This window comes from Kaistella montana, from assembly GCF_024436175.1.
Lineage (GTDB): Bacteria > Bacteroidota > Bacteroidia > Flavobacteriales > Weeksellaceae > Kaistella > Kaistella montana.
Genome location: NZ_JANFQP010000003.1, coordinates 110,023 through 130,719 on the forward strand (window position 1 = coordinate 110,023; position 20,697 = coordinate 130,719).

The window sequence follows — 20,697 nt, forward strand, 5'->3', positions numbered from 1 at the left end:
TTTTCAAATTTGCTAAAATATAGTTTTCAAAAACCTGAAATTGCTGAAAAAGAAGCGGTTTGTCATTAAAAAATAAATGATTAAATCAAATTAAACCATAAAAAAAATCCCTTCCAATGAAAATTGAAAGGGAAATTTATTAATTTATCGCAAAATTATCTTGCGCTAAAGTCTACGTAATCGCGTTTTTGAGCTCCTTGGTAAACCTGTCTTGGTCTTCCGATTGGGTCGTTGTGTAAACGCATTTCTTTCCATTGAGAGATCCATCCTGGAAGTCTTCCCAATGCGAACATTACGGTAAACATCTCGGTTGGAATTCCTAATGCTCTGTAGATGATTCCTGAATAGAAATCCACGTTTGGATAGAGTTTTCTGCTTACGAAATATTCATCCTCTAGCGCTACTCTCTCCAATTGCATAGCAATATCTAGAGCTTTATCTTCAATACCTAAAGCATTTAAGATATCATCAGCAGCTTTCTTAATGATGGTTGCTCTTGGATCGAAGTTTTTGTAAACTCTGTGTCCGAAGCCCATCAAACGGAAATTGTCGTCTTTATTTTTAGCTTTTTCTACATATTTTGCAACATCGCCTCCGTCTTGCTCAATCAGCTCAAGCATTTCAATCACAGCTTGATTTGCACCACCATGAAGTGGCCCCCAAAGTGCGGAAATACCAGCTGAAACAGATGCAAATAATCCGGTGTGTGCAGATCCTACCATTCTTACTGTTGAAGTAGAACAGTTTTGTTCGTGATCAGCGTGAAGGATTAATAATTTATCTAAAGCACCAACAACAATTGGATCTAAATGGAATTCTTCGTTTGGACGACGGAAACACATTTTGTAGAAATTCTCTACATAATTAAGACTATTGTCTCCATGATTGATTGGCAAACCTAGTTTTTTTCTGTAAGTCCAAGCGCAAAGGTGAGAGAATTTAGCAATCATCATCTCTGCAGCGTGATCCAAATCTTCTTTAGAATTAACGTCAACAGCTCTCGGGTTGAATGCTGTAAGTGCTGAAGTAAGAGAAGACAAAACTCCCATTGGGTGGGCAGATCTAGGGAAAACATCTAGGATTTTCTTCATTTCATCGGCAACAAAATTATATTTGTTGATCCCTTTTTGAAATGATTGAAACTGATCACTCGTAGGCAATTCTCCGTGAAGCAAAAGATACATTACTTCTGTGAAGTTAGATTTCTCAGCAATCTGTTCAATAGGGTAACCTCTGTAGTACAATTCGCCATTATCACCATCAAGATAGGTAATATCGCTTAATGTAGCTCCTGTGTTTTTATAACCTAAATCTAATGTAATCAAACCTGTTTGGTCTCTCAATTTAGAAATATCGATTCCTCTGTCACCGATAGTACTATCTATAATGGGATATTCGAAAGATTTCCCGTCATAGTTCAATACAACTTTATTATCTGACATATTAATTATTTATTTTTTACTAAATTATGAATAATGATAGAGAACAGCAAATGAATCTTGGTATTCTCTATTGATATTACCTATTATCGTTTTATTTTAAATGCACCCAATCCTGGGAAATAAGCAGATTCTCCTAAAGCCTCTTCAATTCTCAATAATTGGTTGTATTTTGCCATTCTATCGGAACGGGAAGCAGAACCTGTTTTGATTTGTCCACAGTTCATTGCAACTGCTAAATCAGCAATCGTAGAATCTTCAGTTTCCCCGGAACGGTGAGACATTACAGACGTATATCTGTTGTGTTGAGCCATTTGAACAGCATCCATAGTTTCTGATAAAGACCCGATTTGGTTTACTTTAACTAAGATTGAGTTAGCAATTCCTTCATTAACACCTCTTGAGAGTCTTTCAACATTGGTTACAAACAAATCATCACCTACCAATTGAACTCTGTCACCAATTTTATCGGTCAACATTTTCCAACCTTCCCAATCGTCTTCGTGCATACCGTCTTCGATAGAAATAATTGGATATTTTGCTGCCAATTCAGCAAGATAATTTACTTGTTCACTTCTGTTAAATATTGCAGAATCAGGAGTTTGGAATTTTCTATAATCATAATTTCCATCTTTGTAGAATTCTGAAGAAGCACAATCCAAAGCAATCATCACATCATCACCTGGTTTGTAACCTGCTTTTTCAATCGCTTGCAAAAGAGTATCTAAAGCATCTTCAGTACCAGTGAAAGTTGGCGCGAAACCACCTTCATCACCTACTGCGGTTGATAAACCTCTTGAATGAAGAATTGATTTTAAATTATGGAAAATTTCAGTTCCTTTTCTTAAAGCGTGAGAGAAAGAATCAGCTTTCACCGGCATCACCATAAATTCTTGGAAAGCAATCGGAGCATCGGAGTGAGAACCTCCGTTAATTACGTTCATCATCGGAACTGGAAGTGTGTTGGCATTTACACCACCCACATATTTGTAAAGAGGCATTCTCAGTTCAGTAGCTGCTGCTTTTGCTGCTGCTAAAGAAACACCAAGAATTGCATTAGCACCAAGATTTCCTTTGTTTTTAGTTCCATCAAGGTCGATCATGATTTGATCGATATAATTTTGGTCATAAACAGGAAGTCCTACCAATTCTGGTGCGATCACTTCTCTTACATTTTCTACGGCCTTCAGAACTCCTTTCCCTAAATAATCAGAACCGCCATCGCGTAATTCTACGGCTTCATGCTCGCCGGTAGATGCTCCGGAAGGAACTGCAGCACGACCCATCGCACCATTTTCTGTAAAAACATCCACTTCGATTGTGGGATTACCTCTGGAATCCAAAATCTGTCTTGCTTCAATGTAAGAAATGTAACTCATTGTATTATTTTTAACGTTTATTTTTGAATTACAAATTTAATGAAAATTGAACTATTTTATAGGTTTCACCCCATGATTTTATGAATGTTAGCGTTAAAATTTCGTTAATTAATTTAGTTTTATTAAATCAAAAAAAGTAATCGTAAATTTGAATGATTAAAAATAATTTTGTCATGAAAAAAATAATTTATTCGGCATCTGCAATTGCACTTTTGACGAGTTATAGTTGCAATAAATCTACAGAAGGAAATAAGAATGTAATCGTAGAGGAAAGCTCCGATATCAAAGTTGATAACAAAAACGGAACGATTGACAGCACAGTTTCCATTGAAAAAATAGTGAAAAATGGAGAAAATACCAGTACTGAACGAACCGACCGATATGTTGCGGAAGATGGATCTTCGGCTTTGGTGACTTTCAAAAATACCGACAAAGAAAAATCAATCAGCATTCGAAGTAATAATAAAACCATTTCAGCACCACGAAAAGAGGAAAAAGGTGAAGGCGTTTACGGAAATTACGATTTCGAGATTGTTGCCAAAAACGATAGTGTAATCATTACCCAAGGAAATAATGTGATTGCCTTAAAAAAAGCGAGAGTTAACTAAAATTATTCGGATTAAAGCAAAAAAAACCATTCAACACAAATTGAATGGTTTTTTATATTTAAAAACTGTTTGAATTATTCAGCAGCTTTTTCTTCTGTAGAGTCTGCAGCTTCTGCAGTAGGTTCTTCAGTTTTAGCATCAGCTTTTGCCGGAGCTTCTTTTACTTCAGCAGCAACTGCTTCAGCTTTAGGAGCGGCAGATCTTCTGCTTCTTCTTGTTACTTTTTTCTCTTCAGCATTCGGGTTGTAAAGTTCATTGAAATCTACAAGCTCGATCATTGCAGTATCTGCAGCGTCGCCTGGTCTGAATCCAGTTTTGATAATTCTGGTGTAACCACCATTTCTTTCTGCAATTTTAGGAGCAACTGTTCTGAATAATTCAGTAACTGCTTCTTTGCTTTGCAGGTAAGAGAAAACTGTTCTTCTGTTGTGAGTTGTATCTTCTTTCGCTTTTGTTAAGATAGGTTCAACATATACTCTCAAAGCTTTCGCTTTTGCAACAGTAGTGTTGATTCTTTTATGCTCAATAAGAGAACAAGCCATATTAGAAAGCAAAGCGCTTCTGTGCGAAGCAGTTCTTCCTAAGTGATTGAATTTTTTACCGTGTCTCATTGTTTTTTATTTATCAGCGTCTAATTTATATTTAGCAACGTCGAAACCGAAGTTAAGACCTTTTGCATGCACTAATTCTTCTAATTCTGTTAAAGATTTTTTACCGAAATTTCTGAATTTCATCAAATCAGACTTTGTATAAGAAACCAGTTCTCCTAAAGTTTCCACTTCAGCAGCTTTCAAGCAGTTTAATGCTCTTACAGAAAGATCCATATCTGTTAATTTAGATTTAAGGAGCTGTCTTGTATGTAAAGTTTCTTCGTCGTATTGGATGGATGCTTTCACGGCTTCAGTTTCCAAAGTGATTCTCTCATCAGAGAACAACATGAAGTGATAAATTAATATCTTAGAAGCTTCGGTTAAAGCATTCTGAGGGCTGATTGAGCCATCAGTTTCAATATCCAAAACAAGTTTTTCGTAGTCTGTTTTTTGCTCTACACGATAGTTTTCAACACTGTACTGCACTTTCTTGATTGGCGTAAAAATCGAATCAATCGCAATGGTACCGATAGGCGCATTGTTTGATTTATTCTGCTCAGAAGGAACATAACCTCTACCTTTTTCGATGTTGAAAGTGATTTCAAATTTAACATCTTTATTAAGGTTGCAGATGATCAAATCTGGGTTCAAAACATCAAACCCTTGGATTGATTTTCCTAAATCTCCTGCTGTTACAGTAGTTTGTCCGGAAACTTTAGCAGTTACTGTTTCAGCCGTAGCATTTTCAGTTTTAGCTTTAAGTCTTAATTGTTTCAGGTTCAGAATAATTTCTGTTACGTCTTCAATAACGCCGGGAATCGTTGAAAATTCGTGCTCTACGCCTTCTATTTTGATAGATGAAATAGCATATCCTTCAAGAGAAGAAAGTAATACTCTCCTCAAAGCATTACCGATAGTAAGTCCGAAACCTGGTTCTAATGGTCTGAATTCAAATTGACCTTTGAAATCATCAGAGTTAAGTAGGATTACTTTATCGGGTTTAATAAATGTTAAAATTGCCATATAATTTGGGGTTGAGCAAAAATTTGAAAAAAATTATTTAGAGTAAAGTTCGACGATCAACTGTTCTTTGATATCTTCCGGGATTTGAATTCTCTCCGGAGCTGATACGAAAGTACCTTGTTTTGTTTCGTCGTTGAATTGCAACCACTCATAGTTTGTTTTAGAAGCTAATGAATCTGCAATTACTTCAAGAGATTTAGATTTTTCTCTTACTGCAACTACATCACCAGCTTTCAACAAATAAGATGGAATGTTTACCAATTCGCCATTTACTGTAATGTGTCTGTGAGAAACCAATTGTCTTGCTCCTGCTCTTGTTTTACCAAAACCAAGTCTGTAAACAACGTTATCTAATCTAGATTCACATAATTGTAAAAGAACTTCACCAGTAACGCCTTTTGCTCTTTGCGCTTTTTCGTATAGGTTAGCAAATTGTCTTTCTAAAATACCGTAAGTATATTTAGCTTTCTGCTTTTCCATTAACTGGACAGCATATTCAGATTTCTTTGATCCTCTTCTTTTGTTCACACCATGTTGTCCTGGTGGTTGGTTTTTTCTTTTCTCGAAGTTTTTGTCATCTCCGTAGATTGCAACACCAAATTTTCTTGCAATCTTAGTTTTAGGTCCAATATATCTTGCCATAATTTTCTAAGGATTATAGATTTTAGATTTCAGATTTCAGATTAATAAATGAATTCATTCAAAATTTAAAATTTAAAATTTAAAATTCTAATTTATTATACTCTTCTTCTTTTTGGTGGTCTACATCCGTTGTGTGGCATTGGAGTCACGTCAACGATTTCACTAACTTCAATTCCTGAATTGTGAATAGTTCTGATTGCAGATTCTCTACCTGCACCAGGTCCTTTCACAAACACCTTTACTCTTCTAAGCCCAGCTTCGTGTGCTACAGTAGAACAATTTTCTGCAGCCATCTGAGCTGCGAAAGGAGTATTCTTTTTAGAACCTCTGAATCCCATTTTTCCGGCAGATGCCCAAGAGATTACTTCTCCGTTTTTATTCGTCAAAGAAATAATAATATTGTTGAATGATGCTTGGATGTGTGCTTCACCAATCGCTTCAACTTTTACTTTTCTTTTTTTAACTACTTTAGTCTGTTTTGCCATAATTCTTACCGATTATTTACTTGCTTTTTTCTTGTTAGCAACAGTTTTTCTCTTTCCTTTTCGGGTTCTAGAATTGTTTTTAGTTCTTTGGCCTCTTAAAGGTAATCCCAGTCTGTGACGTATTCCTCGTTGGCAACCAATGTCCATCAATCGCTTGATGTTCAATTGTGTTTCAGAACGCAATTCACCTTCTACTTTGATGTTTTCAGTGATGTAGTTTCTGATCAATGCCAATTCATCGTCATTCCATTCGTTGACTTTCTTGTCTTCGCTGATTCCGGCTGCTTTAAGGATTTCGGAGGAAGTGCTTCTTCCGATTCCGTAGATGTAAGTTAAGCCGATAACGCCTCTTTTGTTTTTTGGTAAATCAATACCTGAAATTCTCGCCATAATTTAATTTTAGCCTTGTCTTTGTTTAAATTTTGGGTTTTTCTTGTTGATTACAAACAGAACGCCTTTTCTGCGAACAATTTTGCAATCAGCACTTCTTTTTTTGATAGATGCTCTAACTTTCATTTGTTTTGGTTTAATTTTCCAACGGTTAGATGAACTCCAAGTGATTCCACCCCCTTTTGTTTAAATATTTAAATGACTAATAAAATCGTATGATTCTATTTGTTTTCTTATTATAATAACTTCCGGACTGCTCCGTAATTAGTATCTAAATGTGATTCTTCCTTTCGATAAATCGTAAGGAGATAATTCCAATTTTACCTTATCACCAGGTAAAAGTTTGATGTAGTGCATTCGCATTTTACCCGAAATATGAGCAATAAGTACATGCCCATTTTCTAGTTCAACACGGAACTGCGCGTTCGAAAGTGCTTCTGTAATGACACCGTCTTGTTCTATATGTTTTTGTTTAGCCATTTATCTAATTACTGGTTTGTTGTTCTAGATAATTTCGACTGCATCAAGCCATCATAATGGTGGTTCAGCAAATACGTGTTGATTTGTTGAACGGTATCTAGGATTACTCCTACCATAATTAATAGCGATGTACCCCCGAAAAAGAGGGCAAATCTATCTGTTTGAACAAACGCTCCGTGCACTATTGCCGGAAGGATTGCAAAGATAGCTAAAAACATTGAACCGGGCAAAGTAATTTTTGATAAAATATCATCAATATAATCTGCAGTCTCTTTTCCGGGTCTTACTTTAGGAATTAATCCACCATTTCTCTTCAAATCATCAGCCATTTGATTCACTGGAATAGTGATCGCTGTGTAGAAGAAAGAGAATATGATAATCAATAACGCAAACAATACATTATATTGCCAGCTGAAAACATTTTTAAATCCTGCAAGGAAAGTATTGGTCTCATCAACTTTCGTTAAAAGTCCAGGAACAAACATTAAAGCTTGGGCAAAAATGATCGGCATTACTCCCGAAGCATTTACTTTAAGTGGAATCCACTGTCTTGCACCTTGCATTAAATTTCTGTTTGCACCACCTCTTGCCTGTGCTCTACTTACATACTGAATAGGAATTTTTCTTACCGCAACCGATAATACAATTGCTAAAAGAACTACAAGCATCCAGAATAAAACTTCAATTAAAATCATGATAGTACCTAAACCGCCTTTCCCAGTTTGTGTAGCAACTTCCTGGATAAATGCTCCCGGAAGGTCTGCCAAAATACCAACCATAATTAAGATTGAAATACCGTTTCCGATACCCTTATCCGTAATTTTTTCTCCTAACCACATTGCAAATACCGATCCTGCTACTAAAATTACAATACTTGGCAACCAAAACATGATAGAATCAGGATGCACATAATAAGCAGATGCAAATTGCGCATGTGGCAAGAACATCTGGGTAATTGAAGTAAGGTAAGAAGGTGCTTGCACCAAACAAACTGCGATCGTTAACCATCTTGTAATCTGGTTCAAAGTATTTCTACCACTTTCACCATCTTTCTGTAACTTCTGAAGATAAGGAATAGCCATCCCCATAAGCTGAACGATGATCGATGCAGAAATATAAGGCATAATTCCGAGCGCCATAATTGAAGCTCTACTGAATGCCCCCCCTGTAAACGAAGAAAGCAACCCAAGAAGACCTGCTCCTTGTTTGTTGCCACCTTGGTTCTGGTAATGTTCCAAAAGATTCCCTACCTCTGCCATGTTGATAGCAGGTAGGGAAATATAAGATGCGAATCTATACACGAGGACTAAACCAAGGGTAAAAAGTATTTTATCCCTAAGTTCCTTAAGACTCCAAATGTTTTTTAGTGTTTGTATAAATTCTTTCATTGTAATGATTATAGAGTAATTGCTTTACCTCCTGCTTTTGCGATAGCTTCTTCAGCAGTTTTTGTGAATTTGTGTGCAGAGATTGAAACCGCTGATTTCAATTCTCCTCTACCCATGATTTTCACAATTTCGCTTTTCTTAGCCAAACCGTTTTCTACTAAAATGTCTTTAGTAATTTCGGTGATGTTTTTCGCATCAGCTAAAAGTTGAAGGGTATCAAGATTAATTGCTCTGTACTCTTTTCTGTTTACGTTGTTGAAACCGAATTTAGGAAGTCTTCTTTGCAAAGGCATCTGTCCACCTTCAAAACCGATTTTTTGGGAGTAACCCGCTCTCGCTTTTTGACCTTTGTGTCCTTTTGCAGAAGTACCACCTTTTCCACTTCCTTGCCCTCTACCAAGTCTTTTAGAATTGTGAGTTGCACCTGATGCCGGTCTTATATTATTTAAATTCATTTCTAATTTTGTTTAAGGTTTAAAGTTTAAAGTTTAAGGCTAAAAAATTTAACCTCAAACTTCAACTGTAACAATTTTTATTTTTGAACTTCAACTAAATGACTCACAGCAGCCACCATTCCTAAGATAGAAGGAGTAGCTTCGTGTTCAACAACTTGGTGAAGTTTTTTCAATCCTAATGCTTCAAGCGTTCTTTTTTGGGTTTTAGTTCTACCAATAGCGCTTTTTACTTGTTTTACTGAAATTTTTGCCATTGCTTTTATATTAACCGTTAAACACTTTATCTAATGAAACACCTCTTAATTTTGCAATATCTTCTGGTCTTCTGATGTCCAACAATGCTTTGAAAGTAGCTTTCACTACGTTGTGTGGGTTAGAAGATCCTTTAGATTTTGACAAGATGTCGTGTACACCTGCAGATTCCAATACTGCTCTTACCGCACCACCGGCAATAAGCCCGGTACCGTGAGAAGCTGGTCTTAAGAAGATATCGGCACCGCCGTATCTTGCAGAAGTTTGGTGAGGAATGGTATGGTTGATTACTGGAACTTTAACTAAGTTTTTCTTTGCATCTTCTACCGCTTTTGCGATTGCAGAAGCAACTTCCTTAGATTTTCCTAAACCGAAACCTACGGTTCCAGCTTCGTCTCCTACAACAACAATTGCAGAAAAACCGAATGCACGTCCCCCTTTGGTAACTTTAGTTACTCTGTTTACAGCAACGAGACGATCTTTTAATTCTAATCCTCCCGGTTTTACTTTTTCTATATTATCTAGTCCTAACATGTTTCCGAAATTTAATGATTAGAATTTTAGTCCGCCTTCTCTAGCACCGTCAGCAAGAGCTTTTACTCTACCATGGTACACGAAACCGTTTCTGTCAAACACTATATTTTCAATTCCTGCAGCTTTAGCTTTTTCAGCGATTGCTTTTCCTACTTCTGCAGAGATTTCAACTTTATTTCCTTTAGCGTTAAGGCTTCTAGAAGAAGCTGATGCTAAGGTTTTACCTTCTTTATCGTCGATTAGTTGCGCGTAAATTTCTTTATTGCTTTTGTAAACTGATAATCTTGGTAATTCTGAAGAGCCTGAGATTTTTCCTCTTACTCTTCTTTTAATTCTATTTCTTTTTTCTAATTTGCTTAGTGCCATTTTCTTAAGTTTTAAAATTAAGCAGATTTACCAGCTTTACGTCTAACAATTTCACCTACGAATCTTACCCCTTTTCCTTTGTAAGGTTCAGGTTTTCTGAAAGATCTGATTTTAGCAGCAACCATTCCAAGAAGTTGTTTGTCGTATGAAGACAAAGTAATGATTGGGTTTTTACCTTTTTCAGATAATGTATCCAAAGTGATTTCTTTTGGAAGATCCATCACGATACCGTGAGAGAATCCTAAAGCCATATCCAATCTGTTACCTTGGTGTGATGCTCTGTATCCTACTCCTACTAGCTCCAATTGTTTAGTGAAGCCTTCAGATGTTCCTACAATCATATTGTTGATTAACGCTCTGTAAAGACCGTGTAATGCTTTATGTTGTTTTGATTCGGACGGTCTTTCTAAAGTAAGTATTCCGTCTTCTTGTTTTAGAGTGATTCCTTCACTGATTTGCTGTGTAAGTTCTCCTTTCGGTCCTTTCACAGTTACTAAACCGTCTTTTTCGGTTACGGTAACATTAGCAGGAATTTCTATAATTGATTTACCAATTCTTGACATTTTCCTTTGATTAAAAATTAATAAACATAGCAGATTACTTCTCCACCTACTTTTTCTTGTCTGGCTTTTTTATCTGTCATTACTCCTTTAGAAGTTGAGATAATAGCAATACCTAAACCGTTCAATACTCTTGGAAGTTCTTCTGAACCTTTGTATTGTCTTAAACCTGGTCTTGAAGCTCTTTGAATGCTTTTGATTGCAGGTTTGTTGGTTTGCTTGTCATACTTTAAAGCGATTTTGATATTTCCTTGAACAGCATTATCTTCGAACTTGTAGTTCAAAATATAACCTTGATCAAACAAAATTTTTGTAATCTCCTTTTTGATTTTCGATGCAGGAATATCCACCACTTTGTGGCCTGCGCTTTGTGCGTTCCTTACTCTGGTTAGGAAATCTGAAATTGGATCTGTTACCATTTTTCTATTTTAAATTATTGGTTTATGATAATTAGTTTTGAAAAAATAAGCAAGAGCAAAGAACAAAGAGCCAAGATCTGAATCTTTTCTCTTTATTCTTTTTTCTTTTATCTTATAATCAACTTGATTATCTCGATTGTTCTAAATTGTTACCAACTTGCTTTTTTCACTCCCGGAATCAAACCTGCATTGGCCATTTCACGGAAAGTTACTCTAGAAATACCGAAGGTTCTCATGTAACCTCTTGGTCTTCCTGTTAATTTACATCTGTTGTGCAATCTTACTGGTGAAGCGTCTTTCGGTAATTTTTGTAATGCTTCGTAATCTCCGGCTTCTTTCAAAGCTTTTCTTTTCTCAGCATATTTTGCTACTGTAGCTTCTCTTTTGCGCTCACGCGCTTTCATTGATTCTTTAGCCATCTTTTAGTTCTTTTTGAAAGGTAAACCGAAGTGAGTTAATAATGCTTTTGCTTCTTTATCAGTTTTCGCAGAAGTAACGAAAGTAATGTCCATCCCTTGGATTTTTTTTACTTTGTCGATTACGATTTCTGGGAAAATGATTTGTTCAGTGATCCCCAAGTTGTAATTTCCTCTTCCGTCGAAACCGTCAGCTTTGATACCAGAGAAATCTCTGATTCGTGGTAAAGCTGAAGAAGTAAGACGATCTAAGAACTCATACATTTGGTTGGATCTTAAAGTTACTCTTGCTCCTACTGGCATACCTTTTCTTAGTTTAAAAGCTGCCTCATCTTTCTTAGAGAGAGTTCCTACTGCTTTTTGGCCGGTGATTGCGGTAAGTTCTTCAACTGCATAGTCCACAATTTTTTTATCGGCTGTAGCAGCTCCTAAACCTTGCGAAATAACGATTTTTTCTAATTTAGGTACCTGCATTACAGATTTGTACCCAAATTCTTCCATCATCGCAGGAACAATTTTCTCTTTATAATTTTGTTTTGGTCTTGCTATATATTGCATCGTCTTTATAATTATAAGGTTTCACCGGTTGTTTTGGCAACTCTTACTTTTTTATCACCTTCCACTTTGTATCCTGTTTTAGTTGCTTTACCGTTCTTGTCGATAAGTGCTACGTTAGAAATGTGGATAGATGCTTCTTTTTCTACAATTCCGCCTTGTGGGTTTGCTGCTGAAGGTTTGGTATGTTTTTTAACGATATTTAAACCTGCAACAATTACTCTAGCGTCTTTGCCTTCTTTTCTGATCACTTCAATAACTTCACCTTTTTTACCTTTAATTTCTTTCTTTCCGGTAGTGATGATTACGTTATCTCCTCTTTTGATTTTTAACTTTGTCATTTTTTGTAAATTTTAAAATTAAAGTACTTCAGGAGCTAATGAAATGACTTTCATATATTCTTTATCTCTTAGTTCACGGGCAACGGGTCCGAATACACGGGTACCTCTCATTTCTCCGGCTGCGTTAAGAAGAACACAAGCATTGTCGTCGAATTTGATGTAAGATCCATCTTTTCTTCTTACTGCTTTTTTAGTTCTTACTACTACTGCTTTAGAAACGGTTCCTTTTTTGGCGTTTCCTTGTGGTGTAGAATCTTTGATAGTAACTACGATTTTATCACCAACTGAAGCGTATCTTCTTCTGGTTCCTCCCAGAACTCTGATAACAAGTACTTCTTTTGCACCTGTGTTATCAGCAACTTTTAATCTTGATTCGGTTTGTAACATTACTTAGCTTTTTCAATGATTCGTACTAATCTCCATCTTTTACTTTTACTTAAAGGTCTTGTTTCAGTAATTAATACTGTATCCCCTTCAGTACACTCGTTGTTTTCGTCGTGAGCGGTATATTTTTTCGTTTTTAGAACGAATTTACCGTACATCGGGTGCTTTACTCTGGTAGTTTCACTTACAACAATGGTTTTTTCCATTTTATTGCTGGAAACAATTCCGATTCTTTCTTTTCTTAAATTTCTATCCATGATAAAATGAAATTCTTATTGTTGTTTTAGTGTTAATTCAGTTTCAAGACGAGCGATTGTTTTTCTCAAGTCTCTGATTTGAATAGGATTTTCAATCGGGCTGATTGCGTGTGCAAGTTTCAATTTGTTGAAATCTGCTTTTACTTCAGCTAATTTGTTTTGGATGTCTCCTGCGCTTAGATTTTTGATGTCAGCTTTTTTCATAATAATTTCAGATTATTGAGGTTGAACAAAATCGTTAGCGACTACAAATTTGGTAACTACCGGTAATTTTTGTGCGGCAAGTCTTAGTGCTTCTTTCGCTACATCGTAAGGAACACCGCCTACTTCGAACATAATTTTCCCTGGTTTTACTACAGATACCCAATATTCCACGGCACCTTTACCTTTACCCATACGTACTTCGGCTGGTTTCTTGGTGATAGGCTTATCCGGGAAGATTTTGATCCATAGTTGACCTTCTCTTTTCATATATCTTGTAGCAGCGATACGAGCTGCTTCAATTTGTCTTGCAGTGATCCAAGCTCCTTCTGTTGCTTTGATACCGAAAGTTCCGTAAGCAAGTTGATTCCCTCTTTGGGCAATCCCCTTCATTTTCATCTTGTGAACTTTACGGAATTTGGTTCTTTTTGGTTGTAACATAATTTCTTAAATTTTAGATTTTAGATTTTAGCTTTTAAAAAAGTAACGGTCATTTAAAACTGTCCTCTAAAATTTTATTAATTATTTTCTTTCTCTTGGTCTTCTGTCTCCTCTATCGCCTCTTTCATTTCTCTCTCCTCTTCCTCCTGCGGCTTTCTTCTGCTGTCCTACTAGTGGAGAAAGGTCTCTTTTACCGTAAACTTCTCCTTTCATGATCCAAACTTTCACGCCTAATTTCCCATACTGAGTAAGTGCTTCACCGATATGATAATCGATATCTGCTCTAAAAGTTGACAATGGGATTCTTCCTTCTTTGAAAGATTCGCTTCTTGCCATTTCAGCTCCGTTTAATCTACCTGAGATTTGTACCTTGATTCCTTCAGCTCCCATTCTCATGGTGCTTTGAATTGCCATTTTCACAGCTCTTCTGTAAGAAATTCTATTTTCGATTTGTTTTGCGATGCTGTCAGCAACTAATACTGCGTCTAGTTCAGGTCTTTTGATTTCGAAGATGTTGATTTGGATATCCTTATCGGTAATCTTTTTCAATTCTTCTTTTAATTTATCAACTTCCTGTCCTCCTTTTCCGATGATTAATCCCGGTCTAGCAGTAGTGATGGTTACTGTTACTAATTTTAGGGTTCTTTCAATATAGATTTTTGAAATACCACCTTTAGATAATCTAGCTTCAAGGTATCTTCTGATTTTGTAATCTTCAGCGATTCTGTCGCCGTAGTTTTTACCACCAAACCAGTTAGAATCCCATCCTCTGATGATACCTAATCTGTTACCAATTGGATTTGTCTTCTGTCCCATACCTTGATTATTTATTGTCTTTAGTACCTAAAATTAGTGTAATGTGGTTCGATCTTTTTCTGATTCTGTGTCCTCTACCTTGTGGTGCAGGTCTTAGTCTCTTCAATTGTCTAGCACTATCAACCATAATTTCTTTTACGATTAAGTTTGCTTCTTCGATATCAGCTCCTTCGTTTTTAGCTTGCCAGTTTGCCATTGCAGAAAGAAGAACTTTCTCCAATTTGTTTGAAGCCTCTTTTTTAGAAAACTTAAGGATAGCTAAAGCTTTATCTACTTCTACTCCTCTGATGATATCAGCAACTAATCTCATCTTTCTTGGAGAAGATGGGCAATCATTATGTAACGCTTTTGCTACATCTTGGTTTGCTATTTTACGTGCTAATGCACTTTCTCTTTTTCTTGATCCCATGATTATCTACCTCCTTTATTTTTGTTACCACCGTGACCTCTGAAAGATCTTGTCGGAGAAAATTCGCCTAACTTGTGACCTACCATGTTTTCGGTTACGTATACTGGGATAAAAGATTTCCCGTTGTGTACTGCGATGGTTTGTCCTACGAAGTCCGGAGAGATCATTGATGCTCTGGACCAAGTTTTAATAACTGTCTTCTTACCAGACTCTATATTTGCCTGAACCTTCTTATCTAAAGTGTGATGAATGAAAGGTCCTTTCTTAAGTGATCTTGCCATAATTATTTTCTTTTAGATACGATAAATCGGTTAGACGCTTTGTTTTTCTTTCTAGTTTTGTAACCTTTAGCCGGCATACCATTTCTAGATCTTGGGTGACCTCCTGAAGAACGTCCTTCACCACCTCCCATTGGGTGATCAACTGGGTTCATTACAACTGGTCTTGTTCTAGGTCTTCTTCCTAACCATCTGCTTCTACCTGCTTTACCAGATACGGTAAGTTGGTGATCAGAGTTAGAAACAGATCCAATCATAGCCATACACTCAGTAAGAACCATTCTTGATTCTCCTGAAGGTAATTTTACGATTGCGTATTTACCATCTCTTGAAGTTAACTGTGCTGAAGATCCTGCACTTCTTGCCATTACCGCACCTTGACCAGGTCTAAGTTCGATACAAGATACTACAGTTCCTAATGGAATGTTCTTCAACTTCATTGCATTACCTACGTTAGGTTCTGCAGCTTCCGAAGCGATTACTTTCTGATCTACTTTGATCCCATTTGGAGCGATGATATATCTCTTCTCTCCATCTGTGTACTCTACTAGAGCGATGAAAGCTGTTCTGTTCGGATCGTACTCTACAGTTTTTACCGTTCCTTCAACATCAAACTTGTTTCTTTTGAAGTCGATAATTCTGTACTTTTGTTTGTGTCCACCTCCGGTGTAACGCATGGTCATTTTACCAGTATTGTTACGACCACCTGACTTTTTAATACCAACGGTTAGAGACTTCTCTGGTTTGTTGGTAGTAATTTCCTCAAAGTTGTTCACAACTCTGAATCTCTGTCCCGGGGTGATAGGTTTTAATTTTCTAACAGACATTACTATTGATTATTTAATTCGTTGCAAAAATATCAATTACTTCTCCTTCTACTAGAGAAACAACTGCTTTCTTCAATTTGTTGGTTTTCCCAACCTGTAATCCTTTTTTGGTGTGTTTCGCTGAAACTTTAGGAGCGTAAATCATTGTTCTTACGTCTGCTACTTTTACACCATAAGCCTCTTCTATCGCTTTTTTGATTTGGATTTTATTCGCTTTTGTGTTCACAAAAAAAGAATAAGCTCCTCTCAAATCGGTAAGATAGTTCGCTTTTTCTGAAATGATCGGTTTAATAATAATAGACATGATTTATTTTCTTAAGTTTTCCTGAAATTTTTCGATAGCACCTTCTAAAAATACAATCTCGCCAGCGTTTACTAAATCATAAGAACTGATCTCGTTATAAGTCAATACTTTTGTTTTAGGTAAATTTCTTGATGACAGATATACATTTTTGTTAGCTTCAGGTAAAATATATAAAGATTTTTTACCTTCAAATCCTAATGCATTGTTCAGATTGATAAATTCTTTAGTTTTTGGAGCTTCAAAGTTGAATGCTTCTAAAACTTTAATAGAATTGTCTCTCATTTTCTGAGAAAGCACAGATTTTTTTGCTAATCTTTTCAAAGCTTTGTTCAATTTGAATCTGTAGTCTCTTGGTTTTGGACCGAAAACTCTACCTCCACCTCTGAAAGTTGGAGATTTGATATCCCCGTATCTTGCAGATCCAGATCCTTTTTGCTTCTTAAGCTTTCTTGTAGAAGCTGTAATTTCGCTTCTTTCTTTCGATTTATGTGTCCCTTGTCTTTGTGCAGCAAGGTATTGTTTCACTTCTAAGTAAACCGCGTGCTGATTTGGCTCAATACCAAAGATAGCGTCGTCTAACTGAACAGATCTTCCGGTTTCTTTTCCTGATGTATTGTATACTACTAGTTCCATTTTCTGATAATTACATAAGAATTTTTTGCTCCCGGAACAGCACCTTTTACTACTAAAAGATTTTGCTCTTCATCTACTTTTAACACTTGAAGGTTTTGTACGGTAACTTGCTTACCACCCATTCTACCTGCCATACGCATTCCTTTGAATACTCTTGACGGGTCGGATCCTGCACCGATAGAACCTGGAGCTCTCAATCTGTTGTGCTGTCCGTGAGTTGCTTGCATTACCCCACCGAAGTTGTGTCTTTTTACAACCCCTTGGAAACCTTTACCTTTTGAAGTTCCTGTAACGTCAACATACTCGCCTTGAGCAAATAAATTAACTTTCACTTCATCTCCAACGCTTAAACTGTCTACGAATTCATGATAGAATTCTACCAATTTAGCTTTTGGAGCAGAACCAGCCTTCTTGAAATGGCCGGCTAACGCTTTACCAACGTTCTTTTCACTCTTGTCATCGAAACCAAGTTGAGCAGCTTTGTACCCATCTTTTTCTACGGTTCTGACCTGTAAAACCGAGCAAGGACCAGCTTGAATAACTGTACATGGCATGTTTTTGCCATTTTCGTCAAACAAGGAAGTCATCCCGATTTTTTTACCAATAATACCTGACATTGTTTATATATATTATTTAAAATTCACGTTTATCAATCGAGGTTTCAGTGATTTCTACTTCTGAAATAGGCATACTTCTTCCCTAAATTGAGTGTGCAAATGTATGAAGTTTTTTTGAATTGACAATGAGTGAGTTAAAAAATATTGATAAAAAACTAAAAAAACTTTAGATTTTTATCAAATTTAATATTACACCATTACAAACCAAAAAAAATCCCTCTTCTTTCGAAAAGGGATTTGCTATCATAGCAAAGGTGATTTTATCACACTTTAATTTCTACATCAACTCCTGAAGGAAGCTCTAATTTCATTAGTGCATCTACAGTTTTAGAAGAAGAAGAATAGATATCCATCAATCTCTTGTGAGCAGAAAGTTGGAACTGTTCTCTTGCTTTCTTGTTTACGTGTGGAGATCTCAACACAGTGAAGATTCTCTTATTGGTTGGCAATGGAATTGGTCCGTTTACAACAGCACCAGTCGCTTTTACCGTTCTCACGATTTTTTCAGCAGATTTGTCTACCAAATTGTAATCGTAAGATTTTAATTTTATTCTGATTCTTTGTGACATTTTAATCTAAATTTTAATATTAACCTCTTGCTTTAGCGATTACGTCTTCGGCAACGTTAGTAGGTGCTGCTTCGTATTTTTCAAATTCCATAGAAGATGTTGCTCTACCTGAAGAAAGTGTTCTGAGTGAAGTAACATATCCGAACATTTCAGAAAGTGGAACGAATGCTTTGATTACTTTCGCATTGTTTCTATCGTCCATACCGTTTACAGTACCTCTTCTTCTGTTCAAATCTCCTACGATGTCTCCCATATATTCTTCCGGAGTTACAACCTCCAGTTTCATAATTGGTTCCATGATTACAGGCTTCGCTTTTTTACCAGCTTCTTTGAAGCCCATCTTAGCAGCAAGTTCGAAGGAAAGTTGGTCAGAATCCACTGGGTGGAAAGATCCATCTTTCAATACTACTTTGATACCATCGATTTCGAATCCGGCCAATGGACCATTTTTCATTGCTTCTTTGAAACCTTTCTCTACTGCAGGAACGAATTCTTTAGGAATGTTACCTCCTTTGATTTCGTTAATGAATTCAAGACCAGCTTTGTTATCATCTGCAGGACCGATTTCAAATACGATATCTGCAAATTTACCTCTACCACCAGATTGTTTTTTGTAAACTTCTCTGTGGTTTGCAACCATGGTAAGGTTTTCTTTGTATTCTACTTGAGGTTGACCTTGGTTTACTTCAACTTTGAACTCTCTTCTCATACGGTCAACAATAATGTCGAGGTGAAGCTCACCCATACCGGAAATGATTGTTTGTCCAGAAGCTTCGTCAGTTTTCACTGTGAAAGTAGGATCTTCTTCTGCCAATTTAGCAAGAGCGTTACCCATTTTATCTTGGTCAGCTTTAGTTTTAGGTTCTACCGCGATACCGATTACTGGATCAGGGAAAACCATAGATTCTAGAACGATTGGGTTTTTCTCATCACACAAGGTATCCCCTGTTTTGATTGATTTGAAACCTACTGCTGCACCAATATCTCCTGCTTCAATATATTCTACAGGGTTTTGCTTATTAGCGTGCATCTGATAAATTCTAGAGATTCTTTCTTTATCACCTGAACGAGTGTTCAGTACATAAGAACCAGCATCCAATCTACCTGAATATGCTCTAAAGAATGCTAATCTTCCTACGAAAGGATCGGTAGCAATTTTAAATGCTAATGCAGAGAAAGGTTCTTTTACGTCTGGTTTTCTAACGATTTCAGCATCAGTTCTTGGGTCAGTTCCTTTGATATCATCCTTATCTAATGGAGAAGGAAGGTATTTACAAACTGCATCAAGCATGAACTGTACACCTTTATTTTTGAATGAAGAACCGCAAGTCATCGGAATGATAGACAAATCGATTGTTGCTTTTCTTAATGCTTCGTTGATTTCGTCTTCAGAGATAGAATCTGGATCTTCGAAGAATTTCTCCATCAAAGTTTCATCGTAATCAGCTACTGCTTCTACTAATTTCTCTCTGTATTCAAGAACTTCATCTTTCATATCTTCAGGAATTGGCACTACCTCGAAAGTAGCTCCTTGTCCTGCTTCATCCCAGATGATCGCTCTGTTTTTGATCAAGTCTACAACACCTTTGAAATCTTCTTCAGCACCGATTGGCAAAACGATTGGAACTGCGTTTGATCCTAACATTGTCTTAACTTGGTTTACCACGTTAAGGAAGTCAGCACCTTGTCTATCCATTTTGTTTACGAATCCCATTCTTGCAACTTTGTAGTTATCAGCAAGTCTCCAGTTGGTTTCAGACTGAGGCTCTACTCCGTCTACTGCAGAGAAAAGGAATACCAATCCATCTAATACTCTCAAAGATCTGTTAACCTCTACCGTAAAATCAACGTGTCCCGGTGTATCAATGATATTGAAGTGGTAAGGTTTTGTTTCAGGAAGAACTTTACCTTGGTCTGTTGGGAAATTCCAAGAACAAGTAGTTGCTGCAGAAGTAATGGTAATACCTCTTTCAGCCTCTTGCTCCATCCAGTCCATTGTAGAAGCACCTTCGTGAACCTCTCCGATTTTGTGAGTTTTACCAGTGTAAAACAAAATTCTTTCTGTTGTGGTGGTTTTTCCTGCATCAATGTGAGCAGCAATACCAATATTTCTTGTAAATTTAAGATCTCTTGCCATTTCAGATTAGAATTTAAAGTGTGAAAATGCTTTGTTTGCTTCAGCCATTCTGTGAGTGTCTGTTTTCTTTTTGTAAGCAGCACCTTCTTCTTTCGCAGCAGCGATAACTTCAGCAGCTAATTTCTGAGCCATTGATTTATCGTTTCTTGCTTTTGAATATTTGATTAACCATTTCATTGCCATAGAAATTTTTCTATCAGCTCTGATTGGCATAGGAATTTGGAAGTTAGCACCACCGATTCTTCTTGAACGTACTTCTACGTGAGGCATTACGTTGGTTAACGCATCTTTCCAGATTTCCAAAGAAGTCTTTTCGTTTTCTCCTTTTTTGCTTTCTACGATATCTAAAGCATCATAGAAAATTTTGAATGCGATAGATTTTTTACCATCAAGCATCAAATTGTTTACAAATCTTGTTACCAGTTGATCATTAAATTTAGGATCCGGTAACAACGGTCTTTTTTTCGCTTTTGTCTTTCTCATTGTTTCGTTTCTTACTAAT

The 20,697-nt window shown here is 36.5% G+C and carries 34 protein-coding genes; 1 reads left to right on the plus strand and 33 read right to left on the minus strand.

All coding sequences use genetic code 11. The features are described from left to right. Positions 1 to 155 precede the first annotated feature (155 nt). Both NOV28_RS10345 and eno read right to left on the minus strand, forming a co-directional pair. Positions 156 to 1,442 carry a citrate synthase gene (locus NOV28_RS10345; protein ID WP_255930664.1) on the minus strand — a complete coding sequence of 429 codons (1,287 nt, stop codon included), beginning with the start codon at positions 1,440 to 1,442 and terminating at the stop codon, positions 156 to 158. Positions 1,443 to 1,525: 83 nt separating this feature from the next. Beyond that, a complete protein-coding gene (gene eno / locus NOV28_RS10350; RefSeq protein WP_255930666.1) occupies positions 1,526 to 2,818 on the minus strand; it encodes a phosphopyruvate hydratase in 1,293 nt (430 codons plus the stop codon). Between the two features lie 173 nt (positions 2,819 to 2,991). Here eno and NOV28_RS10355 point away from each other — a divergent pair, with 173 nt between their 5' ends. Continuing rightward, positions 2,992 to 3,426 (plus strand): hypothetical protein, encoded by a 435-nt coding sequence (locus NOV28_RS10355; protein ID WP_255930668.1) that lies wholly within the window; start codon positions 2,992 to 2,994, stop codon positions 3,424 to 3,426. A 74-nt stretch (positions 3,427 to 3,500) separates the two neighbouring features. Here NOV28_RS10355 and rplQ read toward each other — a convergent pair whose 3' ends face one another. The 31 genes from rplQ to rpsG form a co-directional block, all read right to left on the minus strand. After that, a complete protein-coding gene (gene rplQ, locus NOV28_RS10360; protein ID WP_255930670.1) occupies positions 3,501 to 4,037 on the minus strand; it encodes a 50S ribosomal protein L17 in 537 nt (178 codons plus the stop codon). A gap of 6 nt (positions 4,038 to 4,043) precedes the next feature. Next, on the minus strand, positions 4,044 to 5,039 hold the full coding sequence (locus tag NOV28_RS10365) for a DNA-directed RNA polymerase subunit alpha (protein ID WP_255930672.1): 996 nt from the start codon (positions 5,037 to 5,039) through the stop codon (positions 4,044 to 4,046). A 33-nt stretch (positions 5,040 to 5,072) separates the two neighbouring features. Continuing rightward, complete coding sequence (rpsD, locus tag NOV28_RS10370) at positions 5,073 to 5,681, minus strand: 30S ribosomal protein S4 (protein ID WP_255930682.1); 609 nt, start codon at positions 5,679 to 5,681, stop codon at positions 5,073 to 5,075. Positions 5,682 to 5,776: 95 nt separating this feature from the next. Then, entirely contained in the window at positions 5,777 to 6,166 is a 390-nt protein-coding gene (rpsK, locus tag NOV28_RS10375; protein ID WP_088358785.1) for a 30S ribosomal protein S11, read from the minus strand. 12 nt (positions 6,167 to 6,178) lie between these two features. Then, positions 6,179 to 6,556, minus strand: a complete 378-nt coding sequence (rpsM, locus tag NOV28_RS10380; protein WP_055041710.1) for a 30S ribosomal protein S13 — start codon at positions 6,554 to 6,556, stop codon at positions 6,179 to 6,181. 9 nt (positions 6,557 to 6,565) lie between these two features. Continuing rightward, positions 6,566 to 6,682 (minus strand): 50S ribosomal protein L36, encoded by a 117-nt coding sequence (gene rpmJ / locus NOV28_RS10385; RefSeq protein WP_007839480.1) that lies wholly within the window; start codon positions 6,680 to 6,682, stop codon positions 6,566 to 6,568. A 138-nt stretch (positions 6,683 to 6,820) separates the two neighbouring features. Further along, on the minus strand, positions 6,821 to 7,036 hold the full coding sequence (gene infA / locus NOV28_RS10390; RefSeq protein ID WP_031503426.1) for a translation initiation factor IF-1: 216 nt from the start codon (positions 7,034 to 7,036) through the stop codon (positions 6,821 to 6,823). 8 nt (positions 7,037 to 7,044) lie between these two features. Beyond that, entirely contained in the window at positions 7,045 to 8,424 is a 1,380-nt protein-coding gene (secY, locus tag NOV28_RS10395) for a preprotein translocase subunit SecY (RefSeq protein ID WP_255930710.1), read from the minus strand. Positions 8,425 to 8,432: 8 nt separating this feature from the next. After that, positions 8,433 to 8,879: a 50S ribosomal protein L15 gene (rplO, locus tag NOV28_RS10400; protein ID WP_255930712.1), complete on the minus strand. Its 447-nt coding sequence runs from the start codon at positions 8,877 to 8,879 to the stop codon at positions 8,433 to 8,435. 77 nt (positions 8,880 to 8,956) lie between these two features. Beyond that, entirely contained in the window at positions 8,957 to 9,133 is a 177-nt protein-coding gene (rpmD, locus tag NOV28_RS10405) for a 50S ribosomal protein L30 (RefSeq protein WP_031503420.1), read from the minus strand. 10 nt (positions 9,134 to 9,143) lie between these two features. Next, entirely contained in the window at positions 9,144 to 9,665 is a 522-nt protein-coding gene (gene rpsE / locus NOV28_RS10410) for a 30S ribosomal protein S5 (protein ID WP_255930715.1), read from the minus strand. Between the two features lie 18 nt (positions 9,666 to 9,683). Then, positions 9,684 to 10,031, minus strand: a complete 348-nt coding sequence (rplR, locus tag NOV28_RS10415) for a 50S ribosomal protein L18 (protein ID WP_255930717.1) — start codon at positions 10,029 to 10,031, stop codon at positions 9,684 to 9,686. A gap of 17 nt (positions 10,032 to 10,048) precedes the next feature. Beyond that, on the minus strand, positions 10,049 to 10,594 hold the full coding sequence (gene rplF, locus NOV28_RS10420) for a 50S ribosomal protein L6 (protein WP_255930719.1): 546 nt from the start codon (positions 10,592 to 10,594) through the stop codon (positions 10,049 to 10,051). A 17-nt stretch (positions 10,595 to 10,611) separates the two neighbouring features. After that, entirely contained in the window at positions 10,612 to 11,010 is a 399-nt protein-coding gene (rpsH, locus tag NOV28_RS10425; protein WP_255930721.1) for a 30S ribosomal protein S8, read from the minus strand. Positions 11,011 to 11,159: 149 nt separating this feature from the next. Further along, a complete protein-coding gene (gene rpsN / locus NOV28_RS10430) occupies positions 11,160 to 11,429 on the minus strand; it encodes a 30S ribosomal protein S14 (RefSeq protein ID WP_031503409.1) in 270 nt (89 codons plus the stop codon). 3 nt (positions 11,430 to 11,432) lie between these two features. Continuing rightward, positions 11,433 to 11,984: a 50S ribosomal protein L5 gene (gene rplE / locus NOV28_RS10435; protein ID WP_255930732.1), complete on the minus strand. Its 552-nt coding sequence runs from the start codon at positions 11,982 to 11,984 to the stop codon at positions 11,433 to 11,435. Between the two features lie 11 nt (positions 11,985 to 11,995). Then, on the minus strand, positions 11,996 to 12,322 hold the full coding sequence (rplX, locus tag NOV28_RS10440; protein WP_255930734.1) for a 50S ribosomal protein L24: 327 nt from the start codon (positions 12,320 to 12,322) through the stop codon (positions 11,996 to 11,998). A gap of 18 nt (positions 12,323 to 12,340) precedes the next feature. After that, positions 12,341 to 12,709, minus strand: a complete 369-nt coding sequence (rplN, locus tag NOV28_RS10445; RefSeq protein ID WP_031503404.1) for a 50S ribosomal protein L14 — start codon at positions 12,707 to 12,709, stop codon at positions 12,341 to 12,343. Further along, positions 12,709 to 12,966, minus strand: coding sequence for a 30S ribosomal protein S17 (gene rpsQ / locus NOV28_RS10450; protein ID WP_088263399.1), 258 nt, complete (start codon positions 12,964 to 12,966; stop codon positions 12,709 to 12,711). Before rpsQ ends, rplN begins: the two co-directional genes overlap by 1 nt. 12 nt (positions 12,967 to 12,978) lie before the next feature. After that, positions 12,979 to 13,167, minus strand: a complete 189-nt coding sequence (gene rpmC / locus NOV28_RS10455) for a 50S ribosomal protein L29 (protein ID WP_255930737.1) — start codon at positions 13,165 to 13,167, stop codon at positions 12,979 to 12,981. A gap of 12 nt (positions 13,168 to 13,179) precedes the next feature. After that, entirely contained in the window at positions 13,180 to 13,605 is a 426-nt protein-coding gene (gene rplP, locus NOV28_RS10460; protein ID WP_031503399.1) for a 50S ribosomal protein L16, read from the minus strand. 81 nt (positions 13,606 to 13,686) lie between these two features. Further along, positions 13,687 to 14,421 (minus strand): 30S ribosomal protein S3, encoded by a 735-nt coding sequence (rpsC, locus tag NOV28_RS10465; protein WP_255930740.1) that lies wholly within the window; start codon positions 14,419 to 14,421, stop codon positions 13,687 to 13,689. 7 nt (positions 14,422 to 14,428) lie between these two features. Next, positions 14,429 to 14,830 (minus strand): 50S ribosomal protein L22, encoded by a 402-nt coding sequence (gene rplV, locus NOV28_RS10470; protein WP_031503600.1) that lies wholly within the window; start codon positions 14,828 to 14,830, stop codon positions 14,429 to 14,431. 2 nt (positions 14,831 to 14,832) lie between these two features. Further along, positions 14,833 to 15,111: a 30S ribosomal protein S19 gene (gene rpsS, locus NOV28_RS10475; protein ID WP_048499083.1), complete on the minus strand. Its 279-nt coding sequence runs from the start codon at positions 15,109 to 15,111 to the stop codon at positions 14,833 to 14,835. A gap of 2 nt (positions 15,112 to 15,113) precedes the next feature. After that, positions 15,114 to 15,935, minus strand: a complete 822-nt coding sequence (gene rplB, locus NOV28_RS10480; RefSeq protein ID WP_255930755.1) for a 50S ribosomal protein L2 — start codon at positions 15,933 to 15,935, stop codon at positions 15,114 to 15,116. A 13-nt stretch (positions 15,936 to 15,948) separates the two neighbouring features. Continuing rightward, positions 15,949 to 16,239: a 50S ribosomal protein L23 gene (gene rplW / locus NOV28_RS10485; protein WP_255930757.1), complete on the minus strand. Its 291-nt coding sequence runs from the start codon at positions 16,237 to 16,239 to the stop codon at positions 15,949 to 15,951. Between the two features lie 3 nt (positions 16,240 to 16,242). After that, the gene (gene rplD / locus NOV28_RS10490) at positions 16,243 to 16,872 is read right to left on the minus strand and encodes a 50S ribosomal protein L4 (RefSeq protein WP_255930759.1); all 630 of its coding nucleotides are present in this window, start codon (positions 16,870 to 16,872) and stop codon (positions 16,243 to 16,245) included. Then, positions 16,863 to 17,489: a 50S ribosomal protein L3 gene (gene rplC, locus NOV28_RS10495; RefSeq protein WP_255930761.1), complete on the minus strand. Its 627-nt coding sequence runs from the start codon at positions 17,487 to 17,489 to the stop codon at positions 16,863 to 16,865. Before rplC ends, rplD begins: the two co-directional genes overlap by 10 nt. A 263-nt stretch (positions 17,490 to 17,752) precedes the next feature. Next, on the minus strand, positions 17,753 to 18,058 hold the full coding sequence (rpsJ, locus tag NOV28_RS10500) for a 30S ribosomal protein S10 (RefSeq protein WP_031503579.1): 306 nt from the start codon (positions 18,056 to 18,058) through the stop codon (positions 17,753 to 17,755). A gap of 19 nt (positions 18,059 to 18,077) precedes the next feature. Further along, the gene (gene fusA / locus NOV28_RS10505; protein ID WP_255930764.1) at positions 18,078 to 20,195 is read right to left on the minus strand and encodes an elongation factor G; all 2,118 of its coding nucleotides are present in this window, start codon (positions 20,193 to 20,195) and stop codon (positions 18,078 to 18,080) included. Between the two features lie 6 nt (positions 20,196 to 20,201). Then, positions 20,202 to 20,678, minus strand: a complete 477-nt coding sequence (gene rpsG, locus NOV28_RS10510; RefSeq protein ID WP_122027051.1) for a 30S ribosomal protein S7 — start codon at positions 20,676 to 20,678, stop codon at positions 20,202 to 20,204. Positions 20,679 to 20,697 lie beyond the last annotated feature (19 nt).

Excerpts from the sequence above, each read along its gene's own strand:
- rpmC (WP_255930737.1), bottom strand. The coding sequence starts at position 13,167 with ATGAAAAAAGCTGACATCAAAAATCTAAGCGCAGGAGACATCCAAAAC.
- rpsK (WP_088358785.1), bottom strand. The coding sequence starts at position 6,166 with ATGGCAAAACAGACTAAAGTAGTTAAAAAAAGAAAAGTAAAAGTTGAA.
- rpmJ (WP_007839480.1), bottom strand. The coding sequence starts at position 6,682 with ATGAAAGTTAGAGCATCTATCAAAAAAAGAAGTGCTGATTGCAAAATT.
- rplP (WP_031503399.1), bottom strand. The coding sequence starts at position 13,605 with ATGTTACAACCAAAAAGAACCAAATTCCGTAAAGTTCACAAGATGAAA.
- rpsN (WP_031503409.1), bottom strand. The coding sequence starts at position 11,429 with ATGGCTAAAGAATCAATGAAAGCGCGTGAGCGCAAAAGAGAAGCTACA.
- rpmD (WP_031503420.1), bottom strand. The coding sequence starts at position 9,133 with ATGGCAAAAATTTCAGTAAAACAAGTAAAAAGCGCTATTGGTAGAACT.
- fusA (WP_255930764.1), bottom strand. The coding sequence starts at position 20,195 with ATGGCAAGAGATCTTAAATTTACAAGAAATATTGGTATTGCTGCTCAC.
- rpsG (WP_122027051.1), bottom strand. The coding sequence starts at position 20,678 with ATGAGAAAGACAAAAGCGAAAAAAAGACCGTTGTTACCGGATCCTAAA.
- rplN (WP_031503404.1), bottom strand. The coding sequence starts at position 12,709 with ATGTTACAAACCGAATCAAGATTAAAAGTTGCTGATAACACAGGTGCA.
- NOV28_RS10345 (WP_255930664.1), bottom strand. The coding sequence starts at position 1,442 with ATGTCAGATAATAAAGTTGTATTGAACTATGACGGGAAATCTTTCGAA.
- rplO (WP_255930712.1), bottom strand. The coding sequence starts at position 8,879 with ATGAATTTAAATAATATAAGACCGGCATCAGGTGCAACTCACAATTCT.
- rplX (WP_255930734.1), bottom strand. The coding sequence starts at position 12,322 with ATGACAAAGTTAAAAATCAAAAGAGGAGATAACGTAATCATCACTACC.
- infA (WP_031503426.1), bottom strand. The coding sequence starts at position 7,036 with ATGGCTAAACAAAAACATATAGAACAAGACGGTGTCATTACAGAAGCA.
- rplV (WP_031503600.1), bottom strand. The coding sequence starts at position 14,830 with ATGGGATCAAGAAAAAGAGAAAGTGCATTAGCACGTAAAATAGCAAAC.
- rpsJ (WP_031503579.1), bottom strand. The coding sequence starts at position 18,058 with ATGTCACAAAGAATCAGAATAAAATTAAAATCTTACGATTACAATTTG.
- rpsC (WP_255930740.1), bottom strand. The coding sequence starts at position 14,421 with ATGGGACAGAAGACAAATCCAATTGGTAACAGATTAGGTATCATCAGA.
- rplC (WP_255930761.1), bottom strand. The coding sequence starts at position 17,489 with ATGTCAGGTATTATTGGTAAAAAAATCGGGATGACTTCCTTGTTTGAC.
- rplD (WP_255930759.1), bottom strand. The coding sequence starts at position 16,872 with ATGGAACTAGTAGTATACAATACATCAGGAAAAGAAACCGGAAGATCT.
- rpsE (WP_255930715.1), bottom strand. The coding sequence starts at position 9,665 with ATGTTAGGACTAGATAATATAGAAAAAGTAAAACCGGGAGGATTAGAA.
- rpsH (WP_255930721.1), bottom strand. The coding sequence starts at position 11,010 with ATGGTAACAGATCCAATTTCAGATTTCCTAACCAGAGTAAGGAACGCA.
- rpsD (WP_255930682.1), bottom strand. The coding sequence starts at position 5,681 with ATGGCAAGATATATTGGACCTAAAACTAAGATTGCAAGAAAATTTGGT.
- rplB (WP_255930755.1), bottom strand. The coding sequence starts at position 15,935 with ATGTCTGTTAGAAAATTAAAACCTATCACCCCGGGACAGAGATTCAGA.
- rplQ (WP_255930670.1), bottom strand. The coding sequence starts at position 4,037 with ATGAGACACGGTAAAAAATTCAATCACTTAGGAAGAACTGCTTCGCAC.
- rplW (WP_255930757.1), bottom strand. The coding sequence starts at position 16,239 with ATGTCTATTATTATTAAACCGATCATTTCAGAAAAAGCGAACTATCTT.
- NOV28_RS10355 (WP_255930668.1), top strand. The coding sequence starts at position 2,992 with ATGAAAAAAATAATTTATTCGGCATCTGCAATTGCACTTTTGACGAGT.
- rplR (WP_255930717.1), bottom strand. The coding sequence starts at position 10,031 with ATGGCACTAAGCAAATTAGAAAAAAGAAATAGAATTAAAAGAAGAGTA.
- eno (WP_255930666.1), bottom strand. The coding sequence starts at position 2,818 with ATGAGTTACATTTCTTACATTGAAGCAAGACAGATTTTGGATTCCAGA.
- rplE (WP_255930732.1), bottom strand. The coding sequence starts at position 11,984 with ATGCAATATATAGCAAGACCAAAACAAAATTATAAAGAGAAAATTGTT.
- NOV28_RS10365 (WP_255930672.1), bottom strand. The coding sequence starts at position 5,039 with ATGGCAATTTTAACATTTATTAAACCCGATAAAGTAATCCTACTTAAC.
- rplF (WP_255930719.1), bottom strand. The coding sequence starts at position 10,594 with ATGTCAAGAATTGGTAAATCAATTATAGAAATTCCTGCTAATGTTACC.
- secY (WP_255930710.1), bottom strand. The coding sequence starts at position 8,424 with ATGAAAGAATTTATACAAACACTAAAAAACATTTGGAGTCTTAAGGAA.
- rpsS (WP_048499083.1), bottom strand. The coding sequence starts at position 15,111 with ATGGCAAGATCACTTAAGAAAGGACCTTTCATTCATCACACTTTAGAT.
- rpsM (WP_055041710.1), bottom strand. The coding sequence starts at position 6,556 with ATGGCGAGAATTTCAGGTATTGATTTACCAAAAAACAAAAGAGGCGTT.